This window comes from Labilithrix luteola, from assembly GCF_001263205.1.
GTDB classification, from domain to species: domain Bacteria; phylum Myxococcota_A; class Polyangia; order Polyangiales; family Polyangiaceae; genus Labilithrix; species Labilithrix luteola.
The window spans coordinates 9,320,889-9,338,984 of the sequence record NZ_CP012333.1; the positions used below are offsets into that span (position 1 = coordinate 9,320,889).

General features: G+C 66.3%; 13 protein-coding genes and 1 riboswitch. Of the genes, 9 read left to right on the plus strand and 4 right to left on the minus strand.

Features of this window, described 5'->3' with window-relative positions:
* Nucleotides 1-76 precede the first annotated feature (76 nt).
* Both AKJ09_RS40345 and AKJ09_RS40350 read left to right on the plus strand, forming a co-directional pair.
* Nucleotides 77-895 carry a CE1 family esterase gene (locus AKJ09_RS40345; protein ID WP_205633934.1) on the plus strand — a complete coding sequence of 273 codons (819 nt, stop codon included), beginning with the start codon at nt 77-79 and terminating at the stop codon, nt 893-895.
* Nucleotides 896-1,040: 145 nt separating this feature from the next.
* The gene (locus tag AKJ09_RS40350; RefSeq protein ID WP_146653156.1) at nt 1,041-2,795 is read left to right on the plus strand and encodes an N-acyl-D-amino-acid deacylase family protein; all 1,755 of its coding nucleotides are present in this window, start codon (nt 1,041-1,043) and stop codon (nt 2,793-2,795) included.
* Between the two features lie 28 nt (nt 2,796-2,823).
* On the opposite strand, the gene AKJ09_RS40355 is transcribed toward AKJ09_RS40350, so the two are convergent.
* The 4 genes from AKJ09_RS40355 to AKJ09_RS40370 all read right to left on the minus strand — a co-directional run bounded on the left by AKJ09_RS40355 (nt 2,824) and on the right by AKJ09_RS40370 (nt 8,438).
* Nucleotides 2,824-3,795: an NADP-dependent oxidoreductase gene (locus AKJ09_RS40355; RefSeq protein ID WP_240488787.1), complete on the minus strand. Its 972-nt coding sequence runs from the start codon at nt 3,793-3,795 to the stop codon at nt 2,824-2,826.
* Between the two features lie 260 nt (nt 3,796-4,055).
* Complete coding sequence (locus tag AKJ09_RS40360; RefSeq protein WP_146653157.1) at nt 4,056-6,743, minus strand: excinuclease ABC subunit UvrA; 2,688 nt, start codon at nt 6,741-6,743, stop codon at nt 4,056-4,058.
* Nucleotides 6,744-6,753: 10 nt separating this feature from the next.
* The gene (locus AKJ09_RS40365; RefSeq protein WP_146653158.1) at nt 6,754-7,515 is read right to left on the minus strand and encodes an ABC transporter permease; all 762 of its coding nucleotides are present in this window, start codon (nt 7,513-7,515) and stop codon (nt 6,754-6,756) included.
* Nucleotides 7,512-8,438, minus strand: a complete 927-nt coding sequence (locus tag AKJ09_RS40370; RefSeq protein WP_146653159.1) for an ABC transporter ATP-binding protein — start codon at nt 8,436-8,438, stop codon at nt 7,512-7,514. The genes AKJ09_RS40365 and AKJ09_RS40370 overlap by 4 nt, the downstream gene beginning before the upstream one ends.
* 322 nt (nt 8,439-8,760) lie before the next feature.
* On the opposite strand from AKJ09_RS40370, the gene AKJ09_RS40375 reads away from it, so the two are divergent.
* The 7 genes from AKJ09_RS40375 (at nt 8,761) to AKJ09_RS40400 (ending at nt 18,079) form a co-directional block, all read left to right on the plus strand.
* The gene (locus AKJ09_RS40375; protein ID WP_146653160.1) at nt 8,761-10,380 is read left to right on the plus strand and encodes a sensor histidine kinase; all 1,620 of its coding nucleotides are present in this window, start codon (nt 8,761-8,763) and stop codon (nt 10,378-10,380) included.
* A 61-nt stretch (nt 10,381-10,441) separates the two neighbouring features.
* Nucleotides 10,442-10,659, plus strand: a riboswitch (cobalamin riboswitch).
* A gap of 115 nt (nt 10,660-10,774) precedes the next feature.
* Complete coding sequence (locus tag AKJ09_RS40380) at nt 10,775-12,748, plus strand: TonB-dependent receptor (protein WP_146653161.1); 1,974 nt, start codon at nt 10,775-10,777, stop codon at nt 12,746-12,748.
* Between the two features lie 23 nt (nt 12,749-12,771).
* A complete protein-coding gene (locus AKJ09_RS53665; protein WP_205633935.1) occupies nt 12,772-13,947 on the plus strand; it encodes a YncE family protein in 1,176 nt (391 codons plus the stop codon).
* On the plus strand, nt 13,937-15,697 hold the full coding sequence (gene cobT / locus AKJ09_RS40385; protein ID WP_169928256.1) for a nicotinate-nucleotide--dimethylbenzimidazole phosphoribosyltransferase: 1,761 nt from the start codon (nt 13,937-13,939) through the stop codon (nt 15,695-15,697). Before AKJ09_RS53665 ends, cobT begins: the two co-directional genes overlap by 11 nt.
* Nucleotides 15,694-16,545, plus strand: coding sequence for an adenosylcobinamide-GDP ribazoletransferase (locus AKJ09_RS40390; protein WP_240488789.1), 852 nt, complete (start codon nt 15,694-15,696; stop codon nt 16,543-16,545). Before cobT ends, AKJ09_RS40390 begins: the two co-directional genes overlap by 4 nt.
* Nucleotides 16,542-17,111, plus strand: coding sequence for a histidine phosphatase family protein (locus AKJ09_RS40395; protein ID WP_146653163.1), 570 nt, complete (start codon nt 16,542-16,544; stop codon nt 17,109-17,111). Before AKJ09_RS40390 ends, AKJ09_RS40395 begins: the two co-directional genes overlap by 4 nt.
* Before the next feature lie 86 nt (nt 17,112-17,197).
* Nucleotides 17,198-18,079, plus strand: a complete 882-nt coding sequence (locus AKJ09_RS40400) for a TIGR01459 family HAD-type hydrolase (RefSeq protein ID WP_146653164.1) — start codon at nt 17,198-17,200, stop codon at nt 18,077-18,079.
* The last annotated feature ends 17 nt before the right edge of the window (nt 18,080-18,096 follow it).

Here is an 18,096-nt window from a genome sequence, read left to right on the forward strand (position 1 = left end):
TCCGCCGGACGCTCCGTCGACGCCGACGCAGCGTCCGGACTCACCGATCGTGCCTCGACCAGGGGAAGGGCACACTGTGTCGGAAAGCGCGCCGCCCGATGCCGGTGCGGCGCCTTCTGGCTCTCGCGTGCTCAAGACCCAGGAACCGTGCGATCGGCCCGTGCCGTACACGGGGTACATGGGGAGTCAGCGAACCGAATTCGCATATGTGAAATACAGCTACGAGCTCGTCCTAGGTGGGAACTACGACGGGCATTCGCGGCTGCCGCTCGTGGTCGTCTTCCACGGAGATTGGATGAGCGGGGCCCAGATTCGTGCGTGGCTCTGGCTCGAAGGGGAGTCGGGCGGGAACGCCATCTTCATCTATCCCGATAGCCCATCCGGCACGTGGGATACGGGGACGCATGCAGGGCTCAACGCGAGCGTTGCCCTCGTCGATGCGCTCGTGACGGACGTCTCCTCCAAGTATTGCGTCGATGCCAATCGCATCTTCGCGTGGGGAATCAGTCGCGGAGGCTTCCTCGCGAATTTCCTTGGCTGCTATCGCGGAGACACCTTCCGCGGGATCATCTCCAATTCCGGCGGTGGACCGTCGAAGGATTATCCGATGGCTCCGGACTTCTCCTGTCCGACGCAGCCCGTGACGGCGCTCGTGATTCACGGCAACGCGGACCAGACCATCGGGTTCGGCTCGGGGCTGGACTCGGCGACGTATTGGGCCGAGGCGAACGGCTGCAAGACCACGACGACTCCGACGGATCCGGGACCATGCGTCACCTACGACGGATGCAGACAGCCGGTGATCTGGTGTGCGCTCGGAGGGTGGCCGCATCAGCTCTGGAGTCCGTCGGTGCACGCGGCCTGGCAGCTCATCGAGTCGACGGCTGCGCACTGAGCACTGAGGAGTCTCGAGCGGTCGGGAGGCCGCGGCGGAGCTCACGCCCGGTCTGCCGAACGCGAGTCTCGAGCTCTTCGCGGCTGAACCGCTCGCGGGAGACCTCGGCCCGGCATTCTTCGCGAGTCTGAGGCAAGATAGTGAGATGTCGGCCTACGTCATTTCCGGGGGGACCATCTTCGATGGCACGGGTGGTCGTTCGTTTCGCGGCAACGTGCTCGTCGAAGGGGGGAAGATTCGGGCGATCTCGCGCTCACCGCTCGCGCATTCGACCGCCGAGGTGATCGACGCCACGGGCAAGTGGGTCATGCCCGGATTCATCGACAACCACACTCATTACGATGGCGAGATCATCGTCTCTCCGAGCCTCTCGGAATCCGTTCGGCACGGCGTCACGAGCGTCATTCTCGGCGGCTGCTCGCTGTCGTTCGTCTACTCGGACGTCGACGACTGCTGCGACATGTTCACGCGTGTCGAGGCGTTCCCGCGCGACGTGCTGCTCCCGATTCTCGAGGAGCGAAAGGCGTGGAGCACGCCGGCCGAATGGATTGCGCATCTCGAGCGGCAGGCCATCGGACCGAACTTCGCGTCCTTCATCGGCCACTCCGACATTCGCTCGCGCGTCATGGGAATCGATCGCGCCCTCGAGAAGGACGTGCAGCCGTCGGAGGAGGAGATGGCGCGCATGGTGTCGATGCTCGAAGAGAGCCTCGACGCCGGCATGATCGGCATCTCCATGCAGCATAACCCGTGGGACAAAATGGATGGTCGCCACTGGTCGAAGCTTCTGCCGGCCGCCTATGCCACGCGCCGTGAACGCAATGCACTCACCGAGGTGATTCGCGCGCGAGGCGCTCACCTCCAAGGCGTTCCGAACCTCGTCAGCCGCGTCGCTGCGCTCTGGTACATGGCACAGAGTGCATCGTTCTTCGGCTATCGTAAGAAGCTCAAGTCATCGATGGTGGCGATGATGGATCTGAAGGGCGATCCGTACATTCGCGGCCTCATCAGCTTCATCGCGAGCATCTTCAACAGGGTATTCGGCGCGGACTTCCGGATGCAGGCCTTTCCGGTCCCGTTCCGCGTCTACGCGCAGGGGATGGAGCTCGTGATCTTCGAGGAGTTTCCGACCGGCGAGCTCGCGCGGCACCTCTCGCGAGACCTGAAGAAGCGAAACGAGACGCTCAGCGATCCGGCCTACCGGGAGGCGTTCAAGAAGCACTATCGAAACAAGCTGGCGCCCAAGGTCTGGCAAAAGGATTTCGGTGACGCGTACGTTCGCAAGGCGCCGGATGCATCGATGATCGGGAAGTCGTTCGTCGAAATTGCCCAAGAGCGCAATCAGCACCCCGTCGATACGTTCCTGGACCTCGTCGTCGAGCAGGACCAGGCCATCGAATGGGAGACGACGATCGGCAATCACGATCCGTCTCGCTACAAGGATCTCTACAACGATCCGAATGGCATCTTCGGATTCGCGGACTCCGGAGCACACATCAACAGTATGGCGTTCTACAACTTCCCGCTTCGCGTGCTCCGCTATGTGCAAGCCTCTCACGAGGCCGGAGCCCCGCTCATGAGCTACGAAAAGGCGGTCTGGCGCCTGACGAAGGAGAATGCCGACTTCTTCAATCTCGACGCCGGGCACCTCGCGGTCGGCAAGCGTGCCGACATCACGGTCATCGACCCGTCGAAGCTGACGGATGCCGTGCACGAATATCACACGGCCGAATTCCTGCCCGGCGTGGGCCGCCTGGTGAACCGCGACGACGACGTCGTCGACCTCGTCGCCATCAACGGCAAGATCGCTTGGCGCTCGGGCGCGTTCACGGCGGCCTTCGGCCAAGAACGCTTCGGCGAGTTCCTCCGCGGAACGAATGCCACCGTGCCGCCGCCATGAACGTGTCGAGGACGAACTTGGGTCCCGTTTACGGGATGCGGAGCGCGAACTTGCCGAGATGATGCTCGGCGATTGCGCGATGAGCGGCGCCGACGTCCGCGAAGTCGTAGGTGCGCGCGACATGAACGTCGAAGGGCCCCTTCTCGATGAGGGCGTCCAGACGCTCGAGGATCGCGTGGTCGGGGTTGGCTTCGTAGCCGTGGACCTTCAGGTCCGATCGCGTGTGGGCGAGCTCGACGCCGAGGGGGTAGGCGACACGTCCGCCGTAGCGTACGGCCGCGAGCGCGCGCTCGGCAGCTTCACCGCCGGCGGTGAGCAGAGCCGCGTCTAGTCCGTCCGGAGCCATATCGCGCGCTGCGGCGAGAACGTCGCCGCGGTGGCCGTCGACCACGCCATCGGCACCGAGTCGCTTCGCGAGCGCGATGCCGTCCTCGCCGGAGGCGACCGCGAGCACGCGTGCGCCCATTCGTTTTGCGAGTTGCACTGCAATGTGGCCGATCCCTCCGCTCGCGCCGAAGACGATGATCGACTCGCTAGGCTGGAGCGCGAGAACGTCATCCAGACCGCGAAGCGCGGTGACGGCGACTCCGGACATGACCGCGCCTTGCTCGATCGAGAGGTTCGCGGGGATCGGTGATACGAGGGAGGCGTCGATCGCGGCGTACTGCGCGTAGAAGCCGCCCTTCGGATTCAGAAAGCCGGTCGCATAGACGCGGTCGCCTTTCGAAAGCCCCTTCACGTCCGAGCCGACGTCGGCGATGACCCCGGCGCCTTCCGAGCCGAGGATGTACGGGAAGCACGGCTCCTGGCCGAAGAGCTTCGCGAAGCCGCCCTCGCGCTCGAATGGATCCCATTCGCCGACTCCGGCGCACTCGACGCGCACGAGGACGTCCTTCGGGCCGAGCTGGGGAATGGAGAGCTCGCGCGGCTTCAGCTCCTCGACGCCACCGAAGTGATCGATCGCGATGGCTCGCATGGTGGGGGCGTTCGACGGATTCATGGCCCAACGCCCGTTACAAGCGGCGTGCCGAGTCGAGCGCGAGAGCTCCTGTCGTGCTGCGAGCGGAGCAGGTTCGTGGACCACCTCCAGCGGCGCTCTCCGCCATTACTGCGGCGACCACTTGCGTGGACCGAGGATTTCGGGGCCCACGGTGGGCGAGGGCCCCGAAATCCTCGGTCCTTTGTGCAAGTCTGTCGCGAACTCCGTTTGACTATTCAATCAGCGCAACTGAGTTGCGCTGTAACGCTTGCCGGGCGCGATCAGCGCGCCGCCGTCTGGCGTTTCAAGTAGGGCGCGGTTCGGCTCGCGGCGCTGCGCGCGATGACGTCGGGGACGCCCGAAGCGACGATGCGGCCGCCGGCGTCGCCGGCTCCAGGGCCCACGTCGATGACCCAGTCGCTCTGTGCGGCGACGCCCATTTCGTGCTCGACGACGACCACCGTATTGCCGCCCGCGACGAGGCCCTGCAACTGAATCAGCAGGCGCTCGACGTCGGCAGGGTGCAGACCCGTCGTGGGTTCGTCGAGCACGTAAAGCGTGTCACCGCGCTGCGAACGCTGGAGCTCGGTGGCGAGCTTGATCCGCTGCGCCTCGCCGCCGGAGAGCTCGGTGGCCGGCTGACCTAGTCGCAGGTAACCGAGGCCGATGTCGCGGAGCGCAGTGAGCGCGCGCTCGATCTGTGGTTCGCCGGCGAAGAGATCGCGAGCCGCGTCGACGGTGAGGTCGAGGACCTCGGCGATATGGAGATCGTTCCAGCGGATCTCGAGCGTCTGCGGATTGTAGCGGGTGCCGTGGCACGTGGAGCAAGGCGCGTAGACACTCGGAAGGAACAGGAGCTCGACGCTGACGAAGCCTTCGCCCTCGCAGGTCGGGCAGCGACCTTCGGCGACGTTGAACGAAAAGCGTCCCGCGCTGTAACGGCGCTTTCGGGCTCCGGGGGTGGTGGCGAAGAGCTTGCGAACGTGATCGAACAGGCCCGTGTACGTCGCGAGGTTGGAACGCGGCGTCCGGCCGATCGGTCTCTGATCGACGCGTACCAGGCGCCGGATCTTCTCGAGACCGCCCGTGATCGTTCCCTCCGTGGCCTGCTCTACGGACAAAAGAGGATTCGGCTCGTCCTCCTCCGCTTCCTCTTCGGGCTGCCCGAGGTGCTTGCGAACGAGCTCCGGCAAAGCCTGACTGACGAGGCTCGACTTGCCCGAGCCCGACACGCCCGTGACCGTCGTGAAGCAGCCGAGAGGAAACGCGGCATCGACGCGGCGCAGGTTGTTCCGCGTGATGCCGGACAGTCGTAGCCAGCCCGCGGGCCGTCGAGGTTCGCGTCGAGGCTCGTTCGTGCTCGCGCGAAAGAGATAGCGTGCCGTCGTCGACGCCTTCACGTTCGCGAGTCCCGCAGGCGGGCCGCTGTAGACGATTCGCCCACCGTGCTCACCCGCTGCGGGCCCCACGTCGACCAGCCAATCTGCGCGCCGCATCATCTGCACGTCGTGCTCGACGACGAAGAGCGAATTGCCGCTTGCCTTGAGACGCTCGAGCGCGGTGAAGAGCGCCTCGCCGTCGGCCGGGTGGAGTCCTGCCGAAGGTTCGTCGAGGACGTACACGACGCCGAAGAGTTGCGAGGAGAGCTGCGTGGCCAAGCGCAATCGCTGGAGCTCGCCGGGCGATAGCGTGGGCGTGCTGCGATCGAGCGAGAGATAACCGAGTCCAAGGTCGACGAGCGCGGTCAGACGCTCGAGTAGCTCGGTGGCGATGCGCTGCGCCGCAAGTCGCTTCTCCTCGGAGAGGTTCGGTGTGCGCCGCACGTCGAAGGCGCCTTCGTGGGCCGAACCACCGCTTGCCACGCGGCGTTCGATGGCGGCTCGCGCGGCTTTCTTGGAGACGGACGCTCTTTGCTCCGTGCCCGTACTGGGCAGGTTGCCTCGAGCGACGGGGCGCAAGAGCTCCGCCAACCGCTCGAGCGAGAGCTGGGAGAAGTCGGCGATGTCGAGGCCGCCGAACGTCACCGAGAGCGCCTCCGGCTTGAGGCGTTTGCCGTGGCACGTTGGGCAATCACTGCCCACCATGAACTGGGAAACGCGCTTCTTCATCAGCGCGCTCTGCGTGTTGGCGAACGTGTGGAGCACGTAGCGGCGCGCGCCGGTGAAGGTGCCCTGGTAGCTCGGCGGATCCTTGCGTGCGAGCGCCGCCCGCGTGTCCTTCGGCGTCAGGCCCGCGTAGACGGGAACGGTAGGCTGCTCTTCGGTGAAGAGGATCCAGTCGCGATCCTTCTTGGGCAGGTCTCGCCACGGCTTGTCGACGTCGAAGCCGAGCGTCACGAGGATGTCGCGGAGGTTCTGTCCTTGCCATGCCGGCGGCCACGACGCGATCGCGCGCTCGCGAATCGTGAGCGAGTCGTCGGGCACCATCGATTGCTCGGTGACGGCATAAACGCGTCCGAGGCCGTGACACGTCGAACACGCACCCTGGACGGTGTTCGGTGAGAAGTCCTCCGCGAAGAGCATGGGCTGCTTCGGCGGATAGGTGCCCGTGCGCGAATAGAGCATTCGGACGAGGCTCGAGAGCGTGGTGACGCTCCCGACGGACGAGCGCGCCCCCGGGGTTCCTCGCTGCTGCTGGAGCGCTACGGCGGGCGGCAATCCCTCGATCGCGTCGACGTCCGGAACGCCGGCCTGGTCGATCAGACGTCGCGCATAGGGCGCCACCGACTCGAGATAGCGTCGTTGAGCTTCCGCGTAGAGCGTGCCGAAGGCGAGCGACGACTTGCCGGATCCCGACACGCCGGTGAAGACGACCAGCGCGTCGCGAGGAATTTCGACGTCGACGTTCTTCAGGTTGTTCTGGCGTGCGCCGCGCACGCGCACCAGACCGTTCTCCCGTGCACCGGGCGCACGCGACTTGGAGCTCGTTTCAGGCGCAGACGGACGGGTGCGGAGACGCTTGCCGCTCATGGTTCAGGTGTCAGTTCTTGAGGTGATAGCCGGTCTTCACGAGCCAGCGCACGGCGAGGACACACGCGGCGAGGAAGCCGAGCGTCATTCCGATGCTGATCTCGACGCTCACGTCGGAGCGGTCGAAGAAGCTCCAGCGGAATCCGCTGACGAGATAGACGACCGGGTTGAGCAGTGTGACCTTCTGCCAAACCGGGGGCAGCATGTGAATCGAATAGAAGCTGCCACCGAGGAAGGTGAGCGGCGTGACGACGAGCAGCGGAACGAGCTGCAGCCTCTGGAAGCTATCGGCCCAGAGGCCGATGATGAAGCCGAACATGCTGAACGTCACCGACGTCAGAACCAGGAACGCGATCATCCAGAACGGGTGGGCGATCTCGTAGGGGACGAAGAGCCGCGCCGTGAGAAGGATGATCGTGCCGAGGATGATGGACTTCGTGGCCGCCGCGCCCACGTATCCGGCGACGATCTCGATGTAGGAAATCGGCGCGGAGAGTACTTCGTAGATCGTCCCCGAGAACTTCGGCATGTAGATACCGAAGGACGCATTCGAAATGCTCTCGTTGAGAAGCGAAAGCATGGTGAGGCCGGGGACGATGAAGGCCCCGTACGAGATGCCGTCGACCTCCGTCATTCGCGAGCCGATCGCCGAGCCGAAAACGATGAAGTAGAGCGACGTCGAGATGACGGGCGACAGGATGCTCTGCATCACCGTGCGCCACGTGCGTGCCAATTCGAACTTGTAGATGGCGCGTATGGCGTGGACGTTCACGAGCGGGCCCTCACGAGATCGACGAAGATTTCTTCCAGCGAGCTTTCGTGGGTCTGCAAATCTTTGAATGCGATTCCGTGCTCGCCGAGCTGTCGAAGGAGAGGAGCGATCTGCGACCGCTCGCGTTCGCCGTGGAACGTGAACGTGAGCCGAGTGCCGTCGCTCGACAGCTCGAGGCCGTACGTTTCGAGTGCGCCCGGCACCGCCGCGAGCGGCGTGTCGAGGAGCAGGATCAGCTGCTTCTTGCCGAGCTTGGTCATCAGCGCGCGCTTCTCTTCGACGAGGATGAGCTCCCCTTTGTGAATGACGCCGATCCGGTCGGCCATCTCCTCGGCTTCTTCGATGTAGTGCGTCGTGAGGATGATCGTCACCCCGGTCTCGCGGAGCGAACGAACCATCGTCCACATGTCCCGGCGGAGCTCCACGTCGACTCCCGCTGTGGGTTCGTCCAGAAAGAGGATGCGCGGCTCGTGCGAGAGCGCTTTCGCGATGAGCACGCGCCGCTTCATTCCGCCCGAGAGCGTCATGATCTTGTCGTTGCGCTTTTCCCAGAGCGAAAGATCGCGCAGGACCTTCTCGATGTACGCCGGGTTCTTGCTCTTCCCGAAGAGGCCGCGACTGAACGTGACGGTGTCCCACACGGTCTCGAACATGTCCGTCGAGAGCTCCTGGGGGACGAGCCCGATGATGGACCGCGCCGCGCGGAAGTCTCTCACGACGTCGTGACCGTCGGCGATGACGCGTCCCGACGTTGCATTGACGAGACCGCACACGATGCCGATGAGCGTGGTCTTTCCCGCGCCATTGGGACCGAGCAGCGCGAAGATCTCGCCGGGCTGTATCTCGAGGTCGACGTTTCGCAGGGCGGTGAACCCCGAGCCGTACGTCTTGTTCAAATTCTCGATGGTGATGATGGGCGGCACAGAAAGCTCCCGCGGACGTCGTGGATTCGGTCGCGTCGACCTTTCTACTTCATTCTGCGCCGAGCTCGTAACAAGCGGAGTGCTTGGTGACCACGTGGGATGAGCTCTGGTCTCGCGCCGAGAATCGCGGTTGCGCTTCCTTCGCACGAAGTCCCCGCAAGGCGCGCCGATGGACACCTCGTCCGACGGTCGCGCCTGTTCGTTCGGTCGACCCTCTTTTGCCCGATTGGTCGGCTCTCGCTAGACGAAATCCGGGTGCACTGGACACTTGCTCGAGTGTTCGCGGAACCGCACGTTGTGGAGCCTGGAGGCGATTTTCGAGATGCCCCGCGGCAACGCAGACAAGAAGCTCAGTCGGAGCGCAGCCACGCTTCGTGAGCGTGTGCTGTTCGAGCTGGCGAAGCGCGACCAGGAGGACTGCGCAGCCACGTTCCGCGCGATCACCGAGGCCGCCGCGGTCGCCATGAACGTCGAGCGCGTGAGCATCTGGCAGCTTGGTGAGGACCAGCGCACAATCGTGTGCAAGGATCTGTATCTCCGCAGCGAGAATCGACACGAACACGGCATTCAGCTCCTCGCGGAGCAGAACCCGCGCTACTTCGAGGCGCTCCTCGAACGGCGTGTCATGGATGTGGACGACGTCCGTGTCGACCCTCGCACCGCGGGTTTTGCGGACTACTTCGCCCCCTTCGCCATCACGGCGATGATGGACGTGCCCATTTGGCGAGGCGGGCATCTCTACGGGGTGCTTTGCCACGAGCACACGATGACACCGAGGAGCTGGCAACCCGACGAAGCGGGGTTTGCCACGAACCTCGCCGACATCGTCTCCGTCGCTCTCGAGAGGAGCGCGCGCAGCGCCGTGGAGCATCGTTGGGACGCCGTCCTCGATGCGATGACGGAAGGCGTGTTTCTCTTCGACGCGAAGGGCGACGTCGTTCAGGCGAACGCCACGGCGCGGAACCTCGTCGAACGTGCGGGTGGGGGAGAGCGGTTCGAGGAGCGCCGCGGACTCATCGACTACGTCGACGTCAACGACCGACCGCTCTCCGTCGAACAGGTCCCTCTCCACCGCGCACTACGCGGAGAGACCGTGCGAGGCGAGGTCTACGGGATCGCCTTCCGAAGCACCGGAGCGCGCTCCTACTACCGCGTCACGTGCACGCCGTTGCGGAGCGAAGAGCGCATCACGGGCGTCGTCCAGGTCTTTGCCGACATCACCGAGGAAGTCCACTTCGAACGACTGAAGCGCGAGAGTCTCGCGGTGCTCGCGCACGAGCTGAAGACGCCACTCGCCATCACCAAGGGCTACGCCCAGCATCTCGCGAGCAAAGTGTCGACGCCCGAATGGCTCTCGATGTTGCAGACGATCGGGCGCGCGGCGGACCGCATGGATCGCCTCGTCAGCGACCTGCTCGAAGTCTCGAGCGTCATGTTCGGGCGCGTCGTTCTCTCTCGCGAACCCCGAGATCTCGTCGCCATCACACGCGCGCTGGTCGAGCGAACCGCGCGCGGAACGGTTCGCCACAAGATCGAGCTCTACGCGCCGGACCCCGCCTGGGTCATGGTCGATCCCGTGCGCATCGAGCAAGCGATTCGACGGCTCGTGGACAACGCCGTTCGCTATTCGCCCGAAGGCGGCGACATCGACATCGCCATCACGAACACGGCCGACGACGTCGTTCTGTCCGTGCGCGATCATGGCATCGGTATTCCCGTCGATCGTCAGAAGCATCTCTTCGAGGTCTTCGCACGACCGCACGGGGGAACGCCGTACGACACGGGCGGTCTTGGCGTCGGGCTCTTTCTGGCGCGGGAGATCGTGCTTCGCCACGAGGGCGCGATGTGGTTCGAGAACGCCGAGGGCCGCGGCACGAGCTTCTTCGTCCGTCTCCCTCGACACGACGCTCCACGCGTCGATGGCGGCCGTTCGCTCGCCTGATTCGTCGTGACGTGAGCCTCGGCCTCGGGCTTCGCGTTTGACGAGGTTCGAGAGGTGGGCTATCGACCGGCTTCGTGAAGGTAGCCACCCGGCGTGGGTGGCATTGGGAATCCGCAGCGCAAGCAAAGCGGAGCTGCCCCGCAGCGGTAGTTGGGAACGAGCTTCACCGAGTCACTGGCCTCTGGGCCGGGAAGAGTCGAAGCGAGGAAGTCGTGGCGGCCATCGTGCCGCTTCGAAGTGCCCATGAGCCCGAAGACCGACCTCCACCTGCGCGGCGTGTGCCGGGCGGTTCCGCTGTGCGTCTTCGAGGGAGAGACGTCGGCACGCGAGAGGTTTCGGCGCGGCGCTTTCCGTCCACGACGGAGCCACTCGTGTCTCGTCTTCGTGGTCCGGCGTGCCAATCCAGTTTCGTCGGGGGGCCCTGATCGGCCTCGTCCTTGCCGTGCTCGTGCCGTCGTCGGCCGGGGCTCAAGACGTGACGGTTCGCGGATCACGCCTTTCGCCGGCGAGCCGCGACGAGGCGGCGGCGTCTTCGCAGATCCGCGGTTCGGCGCTCGAAGGGGCGGGCCTCTCGACGCCCGAGGTTCTGCGACGCGAGACGGGCGTCACCGTCACCGAGACGGGAGGGTACGGCGCGCTGTCGACCGCGGCCATTCGCGGAGCGACCGCTGCGCAGACGAGCGTTTTTCTCGCGGGCCTGCGCCTCAACGACGATCTCACGGGCGACGCGGACCTCTCGCGCGTGCCGCTTTGGATGATCGGGCGCATCGAGGTCTACCGTGGAGCCGTCCCGCTCGAGGCTGATCCGTGGGGCGTCGGCGGAGCGATCTTCTTCGACCCGCGCGTACCGAAGCGCACGGAAGCGTCGGCCGCGGCCACCGTTGGCAGCTTCGGAACACGTGCTCTCGAGGGGCGCGTTGCGATTGGCGACGATCGGGCCGCGGTGCTCGTCGGTCTGCGCGCGGCGCACGCGAAGAACGACTACAAGTTCGTCGACGATCGCGGGACGCGGTTCGATACGTCGGACGACGTCGAGAAGCGGCGCGCGAACTCCGACGTCGACGACCTCGACATGTGGGCGCTCGGGCGGTTTCGGCTCGGTGAGCGCACGCGTGCGGTGCTCACGTCCAACGAGCTCACGCGGGAGCAAGGTGTCCCGGGCCTCGCCGTTGCCGAGGCGATGGCCACGCGATCGAAGACGCGCCGGTCGCTGCACGGCCTCGAGCTGGCGCACCAGTGTGGCGAGGGTTGCTCCTTCACGGGCACTGCCGGGTACGTTCGAACGTCTTCGGCATACGACGACCCGCTTCTCGAGCTCGCAGGCGGCAAGCGGCGATCTCTGCTCGAGGGGATCCGGGGCGAGGCGTCGTCGAGGCTCGAACTGCGGGGTGGCCCCTTCGACGGAGGCCTGCAGCTCCGTTTGAGTCGTGAAGAGCTCACCACGTCCGCATTCACGCTCGGCCGAACCGAGGAGGTGCGTCGTCGTGATGGAGCTCGGGTCGCTGCGCGTGGGGGCGTTCAGAGCGAGGTCTTCGGCCACGCCACGGTGATGGGCTCCTTCGAGCGACAAGGCACGTCCGGAGGAGACGCGGACGACACCCGCACGTATGGCGCGGTTCGCTTCGCGCTCACGCGGCCTATCGGCGTCGGCGTCGCCTCGCTGAACCTGGGATCGTACTACCGCGCCCCCACGCTCGGCGAGCTCTACGGCTATTCGGGCGTCGTACGAGGCAACGGAGCGCTGCTGCCCGAACGCGGCAGGATGATCGACGTTGGCGTGCGTCTCACGCGGCTCCCCTCGATCCGAGCGACGTCGGGAAAGACGCTGCTCCGTACCGAGCTCGCCGGTTTTCTCTTCGCACGGGACGCGACCGACCTCGTCGCGTTTCGCCGCTCGTCGCTCGGCTACGTCACGCCCTACAATCTCGGCTCGGCACGCGCCCAAGGGGCCGAGCTCGAAATGCGCGCGGAGCTCTGGGAGCGCGCCACGATCGGTGGCGGCCTCACGTTCTTCGACGGCCGAGATACCTCGAGGACGACGGGCAACGACCTTCTGCCGTTTCGTCCGCGGTTCAAGTCGTCGCTGCTCGCCGAGGCGCGTATGGACGGACCCGCGTGGCTCGGCGTCAAGACGACGACCCTATCCTGCGTGCACGTCTACGAGTCGAGTCGCTACGCCGATCCCGAAGGACTCATCGTGATCCCCGCGCAGGCCACGCTCGATGCCGCGCTCACGATCGCGTTCGTCGGCGACCACACCTCGTTCGATTTCCGCATTCGCAATCTGCTCGATGCCCAGCGGTTCGACACCGTCGGCTTCGTCCTTCCGGGCCGTGCCTTCTTTGCCACCATGGAGGTCTTCTTGTGATTACCGCCGCGCGCTTGCTCACCATGTCCTTCGTTTCGCTCGCCGTCGCACTCTCGGCGTGCAACGTCGATGATCCACCGGCGTCCACCGGCGGCGCTCGAGGCGCATCGTGCGAGCGTTTCGCCGTCGTGCGCTCGGACTACGCATCGACACAGATCGCGCTCGTCGACGACGGCGGACGCGTGCTCTCTGCGAACGTCGTATCGAGTGGCTCGACGCCCTCCGGAGCCACCTCGGCCCTCTCGGGCGACGTTGTCCTGCCTCACGATGCTCCAGCCGCAGGGAAGGTCGTCCTCATCGACCGCTTTCCCAACGGGATTCTCACGTGGCTCGATGCCGAAACTGGCGCGGTCGAAGGGCAGCTCAACGTCGTTCCCGGCTTCCCGGCGAATCCGCACGATTATCTCGACGTGGCGCCAGGCAAAGCTTACGTGACGAGGTTCGGGTCGAACACCAATCCTGGAAAGGTTGCCTTCGACGAAGGTGGCGACCTGCTCGTCGTCGACACGGCGCGGCGCAGCCTGTCGAAGCGGATCGACCTGTCGGGCTACGGCGGCGGCGTCGATCCGCGGCCCGACCGAATGACGATGGCGGCCGGTCGTGCGTACGTGACGCTCTCGCGTCTCGATGCGACCTTCGAGCGCGGAGAGGACGGGCTCGTCGTCGTCATCGACGTCACCTCCGACGAGGTGGTCGACACGATTCCCATCCCGGGGCTGAAGAACTGCACGAACCTCGCTCTCTCGCCCGACGCTCGCGCGCTGGCGGTCAGCTGCAGCGGCCTCTACAAGGTGCCGGGAGCTGCGCAGATGGCGGCTAGCGGCGTCGTGGTGTTCGAGCTCGCGTCGAAGAAGGAGCTCCTGCGGGGGCCGGCGTCCACGATTGGCGCCGCGCTCGGGTCCTCGCTGGGGTTCCCGACCTCGCGCACGGTCGTCGCGGTGGCGAATGCGGATGCGGGAGACCAGATCCTTGCCATCGACCTCGAGACGGCGCAGGCGAAGGTTCTCCACCAGACGTCACCGTTTGCCGCCGGCGACATGTTCTGTGGCTGCGGCGGACGCTGCCTCGTACCGGACGCCGATGCCGCGTCTCTGCTCGCCGTCGATGCCGAACGGGTCGCGCCATTGGCGGCGCTCACCGGGTCGGGGTTGCCGGCACGCGCCGTCTCGGCCATTGGAAAATCCTCCGATGATCACTGAAGCCTTCTCGGAAGAAGCGCGCCGCACACTGCTCGAGATCATGGCGGCCCGACGGGACGTGCGAACGTTCGAGGTCGGCCGTCCGCTTCCTCACGGGCTGCTCGAAGAGCTCTTCGCCGCGGCCCATCTCGCTCCCAGCGTGGGGTTTTCCCAGCCCTGGCGCTTCCTCGTCATTCGTGACGAGGCCCGCCGCGAACGGATCCGCGAGAGCTTTCTGCGATGCCGGCACGCCGAAGCCGCGCGCTATCCAGAAGAGAGGCGCGCCAAGTATCTCTCGTATCGCCTCGAAGGAATCGCCGAGTCCGCAGTCAACGTGTGCGTGACGGTGGATCTCCGCAATGACGGCGAGCACGTGCTCGGCACGACCGCGCAGCCGGAGGCCGTACGCGCGAGCGTCGTCTGCGCGGTGCAGAATCTCTGGCTCTGCGCGCGCGCGCACGGTGTCGGGGTAGGGTGGGTGAGCATCGTCGAGCCCGAGATCCTTCGCCAGGAGCTCGCGTTGCCGCCGGGGGTCGAGCCCGTCGCGTACCTCTGCATCGGTTACCCCAAGGAGCCGTTCGGGCAGAGGCCTCTTCTCGAAGAGACGAAGTGGCGCGAGAGGCGTCCGCTCGCCGAGCTGATCTTCGACGAGGAATGGCCGTCATCGGACGCCCGCCCGGTGCCGGAAGCAGCCGAGGACCGAATGGCCGCAACGCCCGTGGCGAGCCTCTCTCAGGACGCCGGCGAACGCTGCCGTGCTCACTGGGCCACGATCGCCGCGCCGAAGAACTCGCTCGGCGCCCTCGAGCGTTTGGCCGTGCGTTTCGCCGAAGCGCGTGGCGACTTCCCGGTACCTTTGCGTGACGGCACCTTCTCGGCATGCATCGCGATCTTCGCGGCCGATCATGGGGTCGTCGTGGAGGGGGTCAGCGCCTATCCTTCGAGCGTGACCGCCGCGATGGTGGCGACGATCGCTCGCGGGCGTGCGACGGTGAATGCGCTGGCGCGCGCGGCCGGCGCGGAGCTCCGCCTGTTCGACGTGGGTCTTCGAGGCGGTCACGACGGAATGCCGACACGGCCCGAAGTCCCGGTCATCGCGCGTCGTGTGCGCGCAGGAACCGACAACCTCCGCCGCGGTCCGGCGATGTCGCTCGCCGAGGCAAACGTCGCCTTGGAGATCGGCGTGCAAGCCGCGCGAGACGTCGCGTCGTTCGACGCGCTCGGCGTCGGCGAAGTCGGGATCGGCAACACGACGAGCGCGGCCGCCCTGATTTGTGCGCTTACGGGCCTCGACCCTCGCGACGTCGTCGGTCGAGGAACGGGGCTCGACGAGGCGGGGATCGCCAACAAGGTCTCGGTCGTTCGCGATGCGCTCGCTCGCCTCGTATCGCGCGATCCGATTCACGTGCTGAGCGAAGTCGGCGGCTTCGAGCTCGCGGCGATGGCCGGATTCATCGTCGAGGCCGCGCGAGCAAGGCGCCTCGTCGTTCTCGATGGATTCCTGTCGTGCGCCTCGGCCATCGTCGCGCACGCCATCGACCCGGCGGTGACCTCGTTCCTCGTGGCGAGTCACCGATCGACCGAGAAGGGCGCAGCGCTGGCGCTCGATGCATTGGGCCTCGAGCCTCTCGTCGCCTTGGGGCTCGGTGTTGGCGAAGGCTCGGGCGCGGCGCTCGGCCTCTCTCTGTTGCGGACCGCGCTCACCGTCGAGCGAGACGTTGCGACGTTCGCGACGATGACGCGGCCGGCAGCCAGGGGAACGTCGTCGTGAAGAGCGCCGAATCCCTCGAAGCGCCGCGCGACGACGTTGCACCCGCGTCTCGCGAATCGCCTGCGCATCCGTCGCCTCGTACGCCGAGCTTCGTGCGCGGAATGCGCGCTGCATTCGTCTTCCTGACGCGCGTGCCGGTAGGAGGCTTTCCCTATGCGCGCGCGGATTGGTCGTGGGCCACCGCTCACTTTCCGCTCGTCGGGCTCGTCCTCGGCGCTGCGCTCGGCGGTACGTTCGTGCTGCTTCGGCCGGTCGGCGCGCTCCCCGCGGCGGCGCTCACGATCGGCTTGTCTCTCCTCGTGACCGGCGCGTTCCACGAAGACGGTCTCGCGGACACGAGCGACGCGCTCGGCGGCGCCTACGATCGCGAGAACGTTCTTCGCATCCTCAAAGACAGCCGCGTCGGCTCGTTCGGCGCCGTTGCCCTCTGTTTCAGCTTCGTCACACGCGCGGCGCTCCTCGCGGAGCTTCACGGGTCACGGCCCGTCGAGGCGATCGGCGCCGTCGCGCTCGTGGGTTCGCTCGCGCGTGCCGTACCGCTCTGGCAGATGGTGCGCGCGCCGTACGCCACCGAGCAGGGCTCGAAGAGTCGCGACGTCGTCCGTGCCGAGCCGTCGCGAGCGGCGATCGGCACCGGTTATCCGCTGGTGCTCGGCGGCGTGCTCGCATGGTGTGGAGTGCTCTCGCCACTTCGGCTGGTCGCGGCGGCAATCGCATGCTTGGTGGTCGGTGCCGTCACCGAATGGCGCTATCGACGTCGCGTCGGAGGCATCACGGGCGATTTTCTGGGCGCCACCGAGCAGCTCTGTGAGATCGCGATCTTCGCCGTGCTCGTCTGGAGGTCATGATGGCGATCTATTTGGTTCGACACGCCCCCGCGCAAGTGAGCGGCGTCTGCTACGGGCAAAGCGACGTGCCGGTGGCGCCTCCGGCCAGCGAGGCGGCGAAGACCGTGCTCGCCAGCATCGACGCGCTCGCTCCTGGGGCAACCTTACCCTTTACGAGCATCGTCACGTCGCCCACGACGAGGACGCGAACGCTCGCCGAAGCCCTTGCTCGCGCGCTCGAGGGCATCCCCTTGCGCGTCGAGCCGCGCCTTCGTGAGCTCGACTTCGGCTCTTGGGAGGGGCGCACGTGGGCCGATCTCGAAAAGGACGAGGGACCGGCCTTGTCGGCTTGGATGAGAGCCTGGCAGGAGGCGCGCGTGCCGGGGGGCGAGGGCGCGCCCGATCTCGTTCGTCGCGTCCGTGAGGTTTGGGGCGAGCTCTCGGAGTCGGGCGAGTCCTATCTCCTCGTCACGCACGCGGGCCCCATTCGCGTGCTTCGCAGTCTCACGCAGTCACGCACCCTCTCGGACGTCTGGGCCGAACGCGTCGAACACCTGACGGTCGAGCGATTGCGCGAGAGCTCATGACTTCTTCGTCGTCGAATGGGTCGGCGCCGGTCGCGCTCACTCGGGGTGCCGGCGTCCGCGTGACCGCGCTAGGGTGATCTGCACTCATGATGCCGCGGCGCCGCTTGGACACCGTTCTCTCCCTGCGAGCGGACTACGATGCCTTTCTCATCGACGTCTGGGGCGTGCTCCATCGCGGTGAATCGCTCTTCGAGGGCGTCGCCGAGGTGATTGACGAGCTCGCCTCGACAGGTGCGCGGGTCGTCTTCTTGAGCAATTCGTCGCGCCTTGGAACGACGATGGCGGAGAGCCTGGTGCAGCTCGGTATCCGTCGTGACGCGTTCGACGGCGTGGTCTCCTCGGGTGACGTGACGCGCGAGGCGCTCGAGCGGAGGGCTCCGGAGCTGTTCGCGGCGTTGGGGCCGAGTCCGCGCGCGTTCCATCTGGGAAACCCCGCTTTCGTGCCGTGGCTCTTCGAGCTCGGGCTCGATTTCACCGAAGACGAGCGCGAGGCGGAGCTCCTGGTGGCGACCGGCACCGTGAAAGATCTCGACGAGCTCGCACACGCGAGGGAGCGTCTCCGTCCGCTGGCCGCGCGAAACGTGCCGCTCGTCTGCACGAATCCCGATCGCGTCGTACCGATGGGGGAGAAGCTCGCGATAGGCCCGGGCGCCGTCGCCGCAGAGTATGCCTCACTCGGCGGTCGGACGTTCCTCTACGGCAAGCCGCACGCGCCGATCTATCGCGAGGCCCTCGCTCGGGTGGGGGTGTCGCCTGCGCGGGTCGTGGCGATCGGTGACACGATGGAGACCGACATTGCCGGGGCTCGCGCCGCATCGATTGCCTCGGTGCTCGTGACCTCCGGCGTGCACGGCATGGAGCTGGGCGACGCCCCCGAGGACTCCGCGATCGACGCGCTGGTGGCCAGGCACGGAGCCGCGCCCGATGCGGTCATCGTCCGGTTTGGTCAGCGCAGCACGGACGGTTGACGAAATCGACCGGGCTC

Coding starts and splice junctions, on each gene's coding strand:
- AKJ09_RS40400 (WP_146653164.1), top strand. CDS start 17,198: ATGATGCCGCGGCGCCGCTTGGACACCGTTCTCTCCCTGCGAGCGGAC.
- AKJ09_RS40350 (WP_146653156.1), top strand. CDS start 1,041: ATGTCGGCCTACGTCATTTCCGGGGGGACCATCTTCGATGGCACGGGT.
- cobT (WP_169928256.1), top strand. CDS start 13,937: ATGATCACTGAAGCCTTCTCGGAAGAAGCGCGCCGCACACTGCTCGAG.
- AKJ09_RS40360 (WP_146653157.1), bottom strand. CDS start 6,743: ATGAGCGGCAAGCGTCTCCGCACCCGTCCGTCTGCGCCTGAAACGAGC.
- AKJ09_RS40355 (WP_240488787.1), bottom strand. CDS start 3,795: ATGAATCCGTCGAACGCCCCCACCATGCGAGCCATCGCGATCGATCAC.
- AKJ09_RS40375 (WP_146653160.1), top strand. CDS start 8,761: ATGCCCCGCGGCAACGCAGACAAGAAGCTCAGTCGGAGCGCAGCCACG.
- AKJ09_RS53665 (WP_205633935.1), top strand. CDS start 12,772: ATGTCCTTCGTTTCGCTCGCCGTCGCACTCTCGGCGTGCAACGTCGAT.
- AKJ09_RS40395 (WP_146653163.1), top strand. CDS start 16,542: ATGATGGCGATCTATTTGGTTCGACACGCCCCCGCGCAAGTGAGCGGC.